The sequence below is a fragment of the Sphingobium trunci genome (assembly GCF_022664535.1).
GTDB lineage: Bacteria > Pseudomonadota > Alphaproteobacteria > Sphingomonadales > Sphingomonadaceae > Sphingobium.
In genome coordinates this window covers 1-11735 of record NZ_JAKUJY010000021.1, presented here as the reverse complement: position 1 = coordinate 11735, position 11735 = coordinate 1, and the positions used below count along the sequence as shown (strand labels likewise).

General features: G+C 64.8%; 10 protein-coding genes and 1 pseudogene. 5 read left to right on the top strand and 6 right to left on the bottom strand.

All coding sequences use genetic code 11. The features are described 5' to 3' along the window. Nucleotides 1-48: 48 nt before the first annotated feature. From MJ601_RS16405 to xseA, 4 genes are all read right to left on the bottom strand, one after another. Nucleotides 49-3093, bottom strand: a complete 3045-nt coding sequence (locus MJ601_RS16405) for a TonB-dependent receptor domain-containing protein (RefSeq protein WP_491572927.1) — start codon at nt 3091-3093, stop codon at nt 49-51. A 289-nt stretch (nt 3094-3382) separates the two neighbouring features. Continuing rightward, nucleotides 3383-4219: a M23 family metallopeptidase gene (locus MJ601_RS16400; protein ID WP_242128355.1), complete on the bottom strand. Its 837-nt coding sequence runs from the start codon at nt 4217-4219 to the stop codon at nt 3383-3385. Continuing rightward, entirely contained in the window at nt 4220-4429 is a 210-nt protein-coding gene (locus MJ601_RS16395) for a DUF2093 domain-containing protein (RefSeq protein WP_242128353.1), read from the bottom strand. A 39-nt stretch (nt 4430-4468) separates the two neighbouring features. After that, nucleotides 4469-5989 (bottom strand): exodeoxyribonuclease VII large subunit, encoded by a 1521-nt coding sequence (gene xseA / locus MJ601_RS16390; protein ID WP_242128351.1) that lies wholly within the window; start codon nt 5987-5989, stop codon nt 4469-4471. 7 nt (nt 5990-5996) lie between these two features. On the opposite strand from xseA, the gene purD reads away from it, so the two are divergent. Both purD and MJ601_RS16380 read left to right on the top strand, forming a co-directional pair. Continuing rightward, nucleotides 5997-7280, top strand: a complete 1284-nt coding sequence (gene purD, locus MJ601_RS16385) for a phosphoribosylamine--glycine ligase (RefSeq protein WP_242128349.1) — start codon at nt 5997-5999, stop codon at nt 7278-7280. 65 nt (nt 7281-7345) lie between these two features. Continuing rightward, nucleotides 7346-7873 carry a helix-hairpin-helix domain-containing protein gene (locus MJ601_RS16380; protein WP_242128347.1) on the top strand — a complete coding sequence of 176 codons (528 nt, stop codon included), beginning with the start codon at nt 7346-7348 and terminating at the stop codon, nt 7871-7873. A gap of 87 nt (nt 7874-7960) precedes the next feature. Here MJ601_RS16380 and MJ601_RS16375 read toward each other — a convergent pair. Next, a pseudogene (locus MJ601_RS16375) lies at nt 7961-8089 on the bottom strand (SIMPL domain-containing protein); the annotation flags it as partial. Nucleotides 8090-8313: 224 nt separating this feature from the next. Here MJ601_RS16375 and MJ601_RS16370 point away from each other — a divergent pair. Genes MJ601_RS16370 through MJ601_RS16360 form a run of 3 tightly spaced genes read left to right on the top strand, consistent with a single transcriptional unit; the run spans nt 8314 to nt 9932 of the window. Further along, a complete protein-coding gene (locus MJ601_RS16370) occupies nt 8314-8748 on the top strand; it encodes a VOC family protein (RefSeq protein ID WP_242128477.1) in 435 nt (144 codons plus the stop codon). 5 nt (nt 8749-8753) lie between these two features. Further along, entirely contained in the window at nt 8754-9476 is a 723-nt protein-coding gene (gene gloB, locus MJ601_RS16365; RefSeq protein WP_242128475.1) for a hydroxyacylglutathione hydrolase, read from the top strand. Between the two features lie 54 nt (nt 9477-9530). Then, a complete protein-coding gene (locus MJ601_RS16360; RefSeq protein ID WP_242128345.1) occupies nt 9531-9932 on the top strand; it encodes a hypothetical protein in 402 nt (133 codons plus the stop codon). A gap of 3 nt (nt 9933-9935) precedes the next feature. On the opposite strand, the gene MJ601_RS16355 is transcribed toward MJ601_RS16360, so the two are convergent. Continuing rightward, nucleotides 9936-11714, bottom strand: coding sequence for an AMP-dependent synthetase/ligase (locus tag MJ601_RS16355; protein ID WP_242128474.1), 1779 nt, complete (start codon nt 11712-11714; stop codon nt 9936-9938). Nucleotides 11715-11735: the final 21 nt, after the last annotated feature.

Sequence of the window (11735 nt, the reverse complement as noted above, 5' to 3'; positions counted from 1 at the left end):
TTCCGATGGGAAGCGCCCCTTCTTCTGTTCAGTCTTGATCCGTGGGGATCAATATTTGGCCTTCACGCCAACGCTGAAATAACGGCCCAGGATGCCCGACCCACCCTGAACGGGGTTATAGGCGTTCGCACCATAGGTAACCGTGTCGATCGGCGGCAACCGGTCGAACAGGTTCAGGACATTGGCATAAAAGGTGAAGTTGTCGTTGACCTTGACCTGGGCATTCAGGTCGAAGGTGATGTAATCCTTCACCCGGCACGGCAGCGAACCGTCATCCAGGCCGCAATCCTTGTAGCCCGTGCCCTGGTCCATAGCGGACAGATCATAGCCACCGAAGAAGTTGACCGTGCCGCTCAGCGCGAACTTTCCGAAGTCCACCGTGTTGAGCCAGGTGCCATGCCATTTCGGCGTGCCCGAACCGGCGGTCAGGTTGAAGTTGCCCAGCGTGCCATCATAGCGCTGCACCGTGCCATCGGGAAACTCCGTTTCCAGGCGGATGATGTAGCTGGCCTGCAGCGAACTGCTCCAACGAATGCTGTCGGTGACCGGACGATCGACATTGAACTCGAAATCCAGGCCTTCCGTCTTGATCGTATTGGCGTTGATGAAGGGTGCCTGGACGAAGGCGACGCGCGGCGTGCGGGTGTCGCCCGGCGCAATGGGCACGTCCTCGATCACGGTATAACCCGCCGGGATCGGCTGACCCTGATAATAAGCGATCAGAGCCGGCGAATAGTCGGGGGTCGTGATCGCGCCCGTCTTCTTGATATTATAATAATCGACGGAGAGGGACACGCCCCGCATCGGCTCAACCAGAATGCCAGCCGTGAAGCTGCGCGATTTTTCAGGCTTCAGCTGCGGATTGGCAAGCGAGGTCTGTCCATAGGTGCCCGAGCGGATATAGGCCGGGCAGCTGCTGAACGTGGCGACCGTGCAACCATATTGCGACAGATAGGTGTCGTTGAACAAATTCTGCGTGTTGGACACATAGCCGGTCGTCGGGAATGTGGCATTCGCTTCACCGAAGCTGGGGATGCGGAAACCACGCGAATAGGTGCCACGCAGCAGGACCTGCTTGACCGGCTTGATCTTCACACCGACCTTCGGCGAGAAATTGTCAAGACCGCCGGAATAGCGGTCGTAACGGCCGGCAGCGTCGATCTCGAGTTGGTCGATGATCGGCGCGCTAAGTTCCGCGAAGGCCGAATAGACCCGGCGGTCGCCCTTCACGGCAAAGCCGTTCAGGCGATAATAGCGCTCGGTCCCGCCATTGAAGTCCGAATTGATGCTGGGCGAGTCGATCGCTTCGTAACGGAAGGATACACCCGCGGCGAGCTGGAGCGGACCGCCCGGCAGGTCCATGAGCTTGCCGGTCACGGTCGCCTGCGTCTGGACCAGATCCGAGGTCGACGTCGCGATGGCCGTGGGCATCAGATAGTTCAGCGTCGCCTGGCTGTTGGCCGCCGGATTGACGAAGTTGAAGCTGCCATCGGCAATCACGTCCAGCAGGTGCTGGATATACACATAGCCGTCAGACTTGCGGCGCAAGTCGATGTGCATCGCCGTTGCATCGACCTGGTAGTTCCAGTTGTCGTTGATCGGCCCCTTGATGCCGAAAGCGCCACGATAGGCGCGGGTGCGCGATTCGTCATGCTCGATGGAGTTGGGCAAACGACCGATGATGGCCGCATTTTCCCCCTGCGCCGCGAACGGATTGTTGGGGTTCAGCGTGCCGTTCGCCGCGGTGCAGGCCACGGTCGTGCCACGCGGGCAGACATAGACAGGCAGTTGCAGGATGGTATCGTTGCCATAATAGGCAACATTACCCGAGGTGCTGTAGCGGGGGAAATAATAGGGCGCCGGCGCATTGCCACGGATCGTGCTGGGCAAGCCGTCATAGGCGACCTTGGTCTGCAGGAAGTTGAATTCCGCATAGGCTTCGCTCGAATCGCCGATACGGGCCGTGAACTTGGCCGACAGGCCATAGCGTTCGATATCCGGGTTGATGATACCGTAATTCTTGACCAGATCCTCATTGCAGACCGTGGTCGGCGCAGAAGGATTGGCGGCGAGGTCCGCGGCAGTCAGATTGTAGGGCGTGCTCAGATGGCAGCCGGCCGCCGGATTCAGCATCTGATAACGGCCGTTCTGCGTGCCGTCGAGCGCGCTGGCGGGACGCACGAAGAGCGTGCTGCCCGTGTTGGTTACGACCGGACTGAAGGCCGGATACTCTCCGTTTCCGTCCAGCCCATCGACGGTATTGTTCGCGCCGCAGACGCCGTTGTTGCAGATGTTGCGGAAGTCGTTGCTGTTGTATGGATAACGCCGCTGGCTGTTCTTGAGCTGCTGGCTGTTGACATAGAAGCCGCTGATATAGGCGTTATAGCCATTATCGTCGATGTCGCCCGTGCCGGCGGTCAGCGACAGGCGGTATTGCGCACCATCGCCACGGCTGGAAATGCCGGTTTCGGCGCGGCCGGCCACACCCTTGAAGTTCTTCTTGGTGATGATGTTGACAACGCCGGCGATCGCGTCCGCACCATAGTTGGACGATGCGCCGTCGCGCACGACTTCCACGCGCTCGATGATGTCATCCGGGATGGTATTGAGATCGACGAAGTTACGCGTGCCATCGTCCGACAGCGGATAATAGGCAGCGCGCATGCCATCGAACAGCACCAGGGTCGAATTGGTCGACAAGCCACGCAGCGATACCGCCGATGCACCCGCCGCGAAGGCGCCGTTGGCCGAGAAGCTGTTGGTCAGCGCCGGACCATTATTGGATGCCAGGCGCTGCAAGCCGTCCTGCACCGTGCTGATACCGCGCTTGTCCAGGTCTTCGACCGAGACGGTCGTGACCGGCGAGGGCGTTTCCGCATCGGTGCGGCGGATCAGCGACCCGGTGACGACAATGACATCACCTTCATCGGCGCTGGCGCCCTGAGCCGCGTTCTGCGCGAAGGCAGGAGTGGAGAAAGCAGCAAAACCGGCGCCCGCCAATGCAAGCGCCTGCAGCGCCGCGCTTCCGCGCAGCCACGCGTTATTCGAAGTGTTTTTCACAATCCAGTCCCTTGCTCTGGAGTAACGCGGCATAGCTCCGCGCGCTTGTTTTTTGACGCGTGAAGAGGGCGAAGGAGCCCGACAGCAAACCCTCTTCACACGTACTGCGCGGCACTCTGCTCAGTCGTTTTATGGGTGTAAAGCAGTGTCAGAGGACAAAAATCGGATTTGATAGAAACTGTAGCAATTATGCCACAAAGCCGTTACATGCAGTTAAACGACTGTGTAACAACTTTGTTGCAAGCGCGGTTTTCCGGGGAAAATATTCGATTTCGGGGCGCGGAAACGAACGAAGAAAATAATAGTTCCCGGTAATAAAAATTCAATTCGCCGGCATGGGTCCGGCCAGCAGCAGCGGGTCGATCCGCGCGTCATTCCACTTCATTCCCCAATGGAGATGCGGTCCGGTCGCCCGTCCGGTGGCACCGATCGCGCCGATCCGCTGCCCCTGAATCACATGTTGGCCGGGAATCACGTCGATCCGCGACAGGTGCAGGAAGGCGCTGTTGAGACCATGACCATGGTCGATCATCAGCAGATTGCCCTCCAGCGTGAAGGGATGATCGGCGGCCAGGATCACCACGCCGTCGGCAGGCGCGACCACCGGCTCGCCGGTCGCACCGGCGACATCCACGCCGCCATGATAGGCGCCCGGCTGGCCCTGATAGAGGCGTTGCGATCCGAACAGACCGGAAATGCGACCGGTGCGCGGCCAGATGAAGCGCTGGCGCCAGCCCTGCGCATCCGTGACCTTGTCGCGGGCAGCGGCGATCTGTTCAAGTTCGGGCTTGCGCAGGGCGAGGAAGGCTTCGCTGTCCTTCGTCGGGCGCAGGGGGGTGTCGACCCGCTCGATCCGCCACGCGCGCGGGGCGACGGTCAGCGGGCGATCGATCAGGCGCCCGTCGGCGAGCCTAGCCGTCAGGCGCGCCTGCGGCCCCGCGTCGCGGTCGAACGCGATCAGGAAGCGGCCGTCGGCATCGACGGGCACGGGCTGGTCGTTGAAGCGCAGGTCGACCGTGCCACGGGGCGCCGTGCCCAGCAATGTGCCGCCTTGCGTGGGGGTGCCGTTCAGCGCGATTTCGACGGGCGGGGGCGTGGCCGAGGGCGCAGCCGTCGCGCCCGCCATCGCCAGGGCGAGGGCCGCGATCCAGGGCTTCATCTACAGGCCGCGCGCCTTCAGTTCGGCCTGGGCGGAAATCTCGGCGCTGGCATAGGGCTCCTGCCGCGCGATGCTCCAGTAGCGCAGATCCTCCAGCGGAATCCTCCGGCCGCTGACGGCGCAGACGACATGGTCGCCCGCCTGCAGCACGCGGAAGCTGTAGGCCATATAATGCAGCCGGGCCGGGCGATCGCGGTTGGACATCAGCATGGGATCATACGGCCTTTCTTGACGGCATTTCCGCGGACATCAGGAAAACAGGTCCTGTTGCCCGTCCCGATGCGGCTCGCGCGGTTTGCGCGGCGCACGGGATGGAGTCGATATAGCTTGAGCGGAGGGCTTCTCAAGGGGCGCGGCCGATGCCGAACCGTCACTTGCCGGACCGTCGATGGCGGCGTCCACCGCGCCGTCCCTGAAGTGGAGGCTGACCACGCCCGCGCCGCGCGCCTCGGCCACCGACTTCACCAGCCGGTCGCCCGCCATGACCCTGGCGAAGCCACGCTCCAGCGGTAGGTCGGGATTGACCGAGGCGAACAGGCGCGACACCCGGTCGAAGGCCGTCGCCCGGTCGCGATAGGCGCGGGCCAGCGCTTCGGGCCGCAGGCGGAGCCGGTCGACCCGTTCCTTCGCGCGGCTGACATAGTGCTGCAACAGCGCCGGGCGCAGCGCCCCGCCCGCCTGCCCCAGATGGGCGCGGGCATCGGCCAACCGGTGGCGCAGGCCGCCCGCCAGCCCGTCGGAGAGCTGGTCCAGCCGCTGCCGCTGCGGTGCGAGCAACGTGTCGGGGGTCGGCATCAGCCGCGCCTGCATGTCCAGCCGTTCGCGCGCCTGCGATGCTCCGCGCCGCACCGCGCGTTCCATGCGCAGCCCCTGCTCGGTCAGCATCGCCATCAGTTCGGCACGCACCGGCACCGCCATTTCGGCGGCGGCGGTGGGGGTCGGCGCCCGCATGTCGGCGGCATAGTCGCACAGCGTCGTGTCCGTTTCATGCCCCACGGCGGAGATGATCGGGATCGAACATTCGGCCACGGCCCGGACGACGATTTCCTCGTTGAAGCTCCACAGATCCTCGATCGAGCCGCCGCCCCGCGCCACGATCACCAGATCGGGCCGGGGCAAGGGACCGCCAGGCTGCATCGCACTGAATCCCCGCACCGCGCGGGCGATCTGCTCCGCCGCGCCCTGCCCCTGCACCAGCACCGGCCAGAGCAGCACCTGCGTCGGGCAGCGGTCCTCCAGACGGTGGAGAATGTCGCGGATCACCGCCCCGGTGGGCGAGGTCACGACGCCGATCACGCGCGGCATGAAGGGCAGTCGGCGCTTGCGTGTCGACTCGAACAGCCCCTCCCCCGCCAGCTTCTGCTTCAATTTTTCGAGCAGCGCCATCAGCGCGCCTTCGCCCGCCAGTTCCATCCGATCGATCACGATCTGATATTTGGACCGGCCGGGATAGGTGGTGAGCTTGCCGGTGGCGACCACCTCCACCCCGTCCTGCGGCGCGAAGGGCAGGCGGGCCGCCCCGCCCTTCCACATCACGCCGTCGATCACGGCGCTGTCATCCTTGAGGCAAAGGTATAGATGGCCCGACGCCGCCCGCTTGAACCCCGAAATCTCGCCGCGGATGCGCACATGGCCGAAACGGTCCTCGACCGTGCGCTTCAGCAGGGCCGACAATTCGCTCACCGAAAGCGGCGGCGCGTTGTCCCCTGAGCGTTCCTCGGCTAACAGGCGCCCCGACACGTCGAAACCAGCTTCATATTCCGGGGACATGGGCGAAATGAACATCCTTCTGTTGGGCGGCGGCGGCCGCGAACATGCGCTGTCGTGGAAGCTGGCGCAATCGCCTGCCCTCACCACCCTCTATGCCGCGCCGGGCAACCCCGGCATAGCCCAGCATGCGACGTTGGTCGACCTTGATGCCACGGATCATCGCGCCGTCGTCGATTTCTGCCTGCGCCATTCGATCGGCCTGGTGGTGATCGGCCCCGAAGCGCCGCTGGTCGACGGCCTGGCCGACAATCTGCGGGTGAAGGGCTATCCGGTCTTCGGCCCCGGCAAGAAGGCGGCGCAACTGGAAGGGTCCAAGGGCTTCACCAAGGATCTGTGCAAGCGCGCGAACATTCCCACCGCCGCCTATGAGCGGCTGTCCAGCAAGGACGGCGCCTTGGCCGCGCTCGACGATTTCGGCCTGCCGGTCGTCATCAAGGCCGATGGCCTCGCGGCGGGCAAGGGCGTCATCATCGCCGAAACCCGCGAACTGGCGGTCGAGGCGATCGAGGACATGTTCTCCGGCGCGTTCGGCGCGGCGGGCGCCGAAGTGGTGCTGGAAGAGTATATGACGGGCGAGGAAGCGAGCTTCTTCGCGCTCACCGACGGCAGCGCCATCCTGCCCTTCGGATCGGCGCAGGACCATAAGCGGGTCGGCGACGGCGACACCGGACCCAATACCGGCGGCATGGGCGCCTATAGTCCCGCCCGCGTGCTGACACCCGAACTGGAAGCGGAGGTCATCGAAAAGATCATCCGCCCGACCGTCGAGACGCTGGCCGCCGAGGGCATGCCCTATTCGGGCGTGCTCTATGCCGGGCTGATGCTGACCGACGAGGGGCCGAAGCTGATCGAATATAATGCCCGCTTCGGCGATCCCGAATGCCAGGTGCTGATGATGCGGTTCGACGGCGATCTGGTCGAACTGCTGCTGGCGGTGGCGCAGGGCAGGCTTGCCGACCAGGGGCCGGTGGAGCTGGCGGAGCGCACCGCGCTCACCATCGTCATGGCCGCGAACGGCTATCCCGGCACGCCCGAAAAGGGCGGCGCGATCACCGGCATCGATGCGGCGCAAGCCACGGGCGCGCGGGTTTTCCATGCCGGTACGGCGGAGAAGGACGGCGTGATCGTCGCCAACGGAGGCCGCGTGTTGAACGTCACGGCGACGGGCGAAACCGTGAAGGCAGCGCAGGAGGCGGCCTATCGGGCAGTCGATGCCATCGCCTTCCCCACCGGCTTTTGCCGCCGCGATATCGGCTGGCGCGAGGTCGCGCGCGAGGAAGCTGCGCGCTGACCCCCCTTGCCGCCCGCGGTTAAGCGCCCTTAAATAAGGCAAAGTCAGTCAGGGAGGGACGATCGATGCAAGAATTTTTCATGGACTATGGCCTGTGGCTGCTGATCGCGCTGCTGGTCATCATCGGCATCGTCTTCCTGCTGTCGGGACGCAGCAAGCCTGCCGAACCCCCCGCACCCGCAGAGGTGAAGCCGGTGGCTGCTCCGGTTGCCGCTCCGACGGTGGCGCCGGTGGCGCCGGTGGCGCGGGAGCCGCTGGTGCCCGAGCCGGCAGCTGTCGCCCCGGAACCCGTCATGGCGCCGCCCGCGCCCGGACCGATCCCGGCTTCTCCTGCCGTCGCGGCACCCGTGGAGGAGGCTGATGATCTGCTGAAGCTCAAGGGCGTCGGTCCCAAGCTCAACATGCTGCTGATCGAACTGGGCGTCACCCGCTATGCGCAGATCGCCGGATGGAGCGAAACCGATATTGCCGCCATCGATGCCCGGCTGGGCAATTTCAAGGGCCGTCCGGTGCGCGACCAGTGGGTCGATCAGGCCAGATATCTCGCCGCCGGTGATATCGCCGGGTTCGAAGCCAAATATGGCAAGATCTGAGATTTCAGGCCGATAGCGGCGCGGAGGGCAGCGGGGCTGGCGCTGATCGGGGGGGATTTGCCCCCGGTCCCCCGCGCTTTTCCGGCGTCAGTTCAGATAGAAGTCGATGGTCGTGACGACGCGTACCTTCTTATAGGGCGTGTCGCTGGCGCCGTCCGCCTCGCCGTCGCGCGGGTCGATCGAGAAATAGCCCTGGGTCGCGCTCTTGATGCCGCCCTCGCCCACTTCAGCCCGTCGCCCAGCAGATAGCCGACGCTGACGATCCCGGCCGCCAGCAGACCGGCGCAGCCCAGCAGCACTTTGTCATGACAGGTCGGCGCCATGGATATCCCCCGTTCGATCTCGCCCCTTCCTTCCGGGGCCTGCGCACCTTATCTTGGGGAGGTTCCTGCCACACATGAGATGAACCGTTGCTTTATGGCGACGAACGGAGCGATCCATTGCCCAAATATCTGCACACCATGATCCGCGTGACCGATGTCGACCAGACCGTCGCCTTCTTCAAACTGCTGGGGCTGGAGGAGCAGAAACGGATCGACAGCGAGCAGGGCCGCTTCACGCTGGTCTTCCTGGCGGCACCGGGCGACGAGGCGGCGCAGGTCGAGCTGACCTATAACTGGCCCGCCGAGGACGGCACCCCGCCCGAAGTCTATGGCGGCGGGCGCAATTTCGGCCATCTCGCCTATCAGGTGGAGAATATCTACGAAACCTGTCAGCGGCTGATGGATGCGGGAGTCACGATCAACCGGCCGCCGCGCGACGGGCACATGGCCTTCATCCGCACGCCCGACAATATCTCGATCGAGCTGTTGCAGGACGGGCGTCTCGAACCCGCCGAACCCTGGGCGTCCATGCCCAACACAGGCGTGTGGTGAGCGCGATGCTGGAGGTGGTCCGCATCCCCGTCCTCAACGACAATTATGTCTGGCTGCTGCACGACGCCGTCAGCGGCGAGACGGTCGCGGTCGATCCCGCCGTGGCCGATCCGGTGCTGGAGGCAGCGGCGGCGCGGGGCTGGACGATCGGCCAGATCTGGAACACCCATTGGCACGGCGATCATGTGGGCGGCAATGCGGCGATCAGGGCCGCGACGGGCTGCACCATCACTGGCCCGGCGGCGGAAGCGGGGAAGATCGGCACGCTGGACTGCCAGGTACGGGAAGGCGACGGCGTCCGCATCGGCGGGCATGAGGCCATCGTGCTGGAGGTGCCCGCTCATACGGCCGGCCATATCGCCTATCATCTGGCGGAGGATCGCATCCTGTTCGTCGGCGACACGCTGTTCGCCATGGGTTGCGGCCGTCTGTTCGAGGGGACGCCCGCGCAGATGTACGCCAATATGCAGCGTTTCGCGGCCTTGCCGGACGATACGGCGGTCTATTGCGCGCATGAATATACCCAATCGAACGGCCGGTTCGCGCTGACGGTGGAACCGGACAATGCCGCGCTGCGGGCGCGCATGGCGGAAGTGGATGCGGCGCGCGGGCGGGGCGAACCGACCGTGCCGACCACCATCGGGCTGGAGCGGGCCACCAATGTCTTCATGCGCTCCCGCGATGTGGCGCAACTGGCGGAGCGCCGCGCGGCGAAGGATGCGGCGTGACGGATTTTGAGGCTTTCGAGCGTCTTTTCAGTGGGGCCGATGAGGAGAGGTGTCATGCGCGCATGGGTGTTTCTGGCTCCGCTGCTGCTGGCGGGCTGTTCGGGCAGCTATGAGCCGCCCAAGCTGACGGAAAAACAGACCAGCGAACTGGAACAGGCGCTCGCCGGCAAGGTCGCGGGCGAGAAGATGAGCTGCGTCAATCGCGAACCCCAGGCCAATCTGACCGCGATCAGCGGCAATGTGCTGCTCTACCGGGTCAGCAGGCGGCTGGTCTATCGCAACGACCTGATCGGCAGCTGTTCGGGCCTGGCGCGGGGCGACACGCTGATCATCAGGACCTGGGGCTCGCAATATTGCCGCGGCGACATGGCGACCAGCGCTGACCTGACCAGCGGAATCGTGACGGGCAATTGCGCGCTCGGCGATTTCACGCCCTATCGCGCGCCGGCCAAATAGGCTTCAGCCCTTGTAGAGCGCGTCCAGCCGGTCCTGATAGCGGGCGCGGATGACATGGCGGCGGATCTTCATCGACGGGGTCATCTCGCCATTGTCGATGGTGAAGGGTTCGTCGGCCAGGATGAACCGCCGCACCCGTTCGATCACGGAAAGCTCGTCATTCACCCGGTCGACCGCCGCGCGCAGCGCCGCCTGATAAGCGCCGTCGCCTTCGATTCCGTTCACCGCCCGGCCCTGCGCCTCGGCCCATTCGCGGGTCCATTCGGCATCGGGCACCAACAGTCCGACCAGATGCGGGCGGCGGTCGCCATGGACCATGGCCTGCCCGATTTCCGGCTGGAGCGTCAGCATCCCTTCGACCTTCTGGGGCGAGACATTGTCGCCCTTGTCATTGACGATCAGGTCCTTCTTGCGGTCGGTGATGCGGATGCGGCCACGCGCATCGATCTCGCCAATGTCGCCGGTGTGCAGCCAGCCATTTTGCAGCGCCTTTTCGGTTTCGGCGGGATTGCGCCAATAGCCGTGCATGACCAGTTCGCCGCGGACGAGGATTTCGCCATCCTCCGCGATCTTCACCTCCACCCCGTCGAGCGGCGGGCCGACCGTGTCCATGGCGATGCCCGCGCGGGGTCGGTTGCAGCTCACCACCGGCCCGGCTTCGGTCTGGCCATAGCCTTGCAGCAGGGTCAGCCCCATCGCATCGAAGAACAGCCCCACATCCGGATTGAGCGGCGCGCCGCCCGATACCAGCGCCTTCATCCGGCCGCCGAAGCGGGCCGCGATCTTCGGCTTGAGCGTGCGCGCCAGCAGCGCCTTCATCGGCAGGTCGATCAGCGATTTGCGCCCCCCCTGCTCCTTCGTCGCGATGCGCTGCGCCTGCCCCAGCAGATAGGCGGGGAATTTGCCCTGTTTCTCGATCGACTTGATGATGCGGGTGCGCAGCACCTCGAACAGGCGGGGCACGACGACCATGATCGTCGGCCGCGTTTCTTCTATATTGCTGGCAAGCTTTTCCAGCCCCTCGGCATAATAGATCTGCCCGGCCAGCATGATCGGCAGGAACTGGCCGCCGCTATGCTCATAGGCGTGGGACAGGGGAAGGAAGGAGAGGAAAACCTCCTCGTCCCAGCCGAAATCCTCCTCGACCAGCCGCCCGGCACCCTCGATATTGCAGAGGATGGAGCCATGATGCTGCATCACCCCGCGCGGCGCCCCACCGGTGCCGCTGGTGTAGATGATGCAGGCCAGATCCTCCCGCTGCGCGGTCTGGCTGGCGGCGCAGGCGTCGATATCGGTGGGATGATGGGCGATCAGGTCGCTCCAGAGGTGGCAGTCGACATGGCCCTGCGTGCCGCGCAACGGTTCCATGCCAACGACGAAGCTCGCCTGCGACCGCAGCACGGCGGGCATCAGATTCTGTGCCAGCTTGGCGGTGGAGACGATGACGGCGCGGGCGCCGCTGTCTGTCAGGATATGCTGGTGATCGCGGGTGGTGTTGGTGGTGTAGGTCGGCACGGTGACGCAGCCCGCCGCCATGATCGCCAGGTCGGCGATGCAGAATTCCGGCCGGTTCTCGCTGACCAGCATGACCGGATCGCCCGGTTTCAGCCCCTGCGCCTGGAGCGCGCTGGCGAGCGAGGCGACCTGGTGCGCCACGTCCGTCCAACTGAGCGACTGCCATTGGCCCGCCGTCTTGCGCCAGAGGAAGGGCGCATCGCCCATGGCTCTGGCCCGGGCGAAGAACATGGTCACCAGATTGGGAAAACGCTCGATCGCCTTCAAACGGCATCTCCTCAAATCGCC

Coding starts and splice junctions, on each gene's coding strand:
- xseA (WP_242128351.1), bottom strand. CDS start 5,989: ATGTCCCCGGAATATGAAGCTGGTTTCGACGTGTCGGGGCGCCTGTTA.
- purD (WP_242128349.1), top strand. CDS start 5,997: ATGAACATCCTTCTGTTGGGCGGCGGCGGCCGCGAACATGCGCTGTCG.
- MJ601_RS16400 (WP_242128355.1), bottom strand. CDS start 4,219: ATGAAGCCCTGGATCGCGGCCCTCGCCCTGGCGATGGCGGGCGCGACG.
- MJ601_RS16405 (WP_491572927.1), bottom strand. CDS start 3,093: ATGCCGCGTTACTCCAGAGCAAGGGACTGGATTGTGAAAAACACTTCG.
- gloB (WP_242128475.1), top strand. CDS start 8,754: ATGCTGGAGGTGGTCCGCATCCCCGTCCTCAACGACAATTATGTCTGG.
- MJ601_RS16380 (WP_242128347.1), top strand. CDS start 7,346: ATGCAAGAATTTTTCATGGACTATGGCCTGTGGCTGCTGATCGCGCTG.
- MJ601_RS16360 (WP_242128345.1), top strand. CDS start 9,531: ATGCGCGCATGGGTGTTTCTGGCTCCGCTGCTGCTGGCGGGCTGTTCG.
- MJ601_RS16395 (WP_242128353.1), bottom strand. CDS start 4,429: ATGCTGATGTCCAACCGCGATCGCCCGGCCCGGCTGCATTATATGGCC.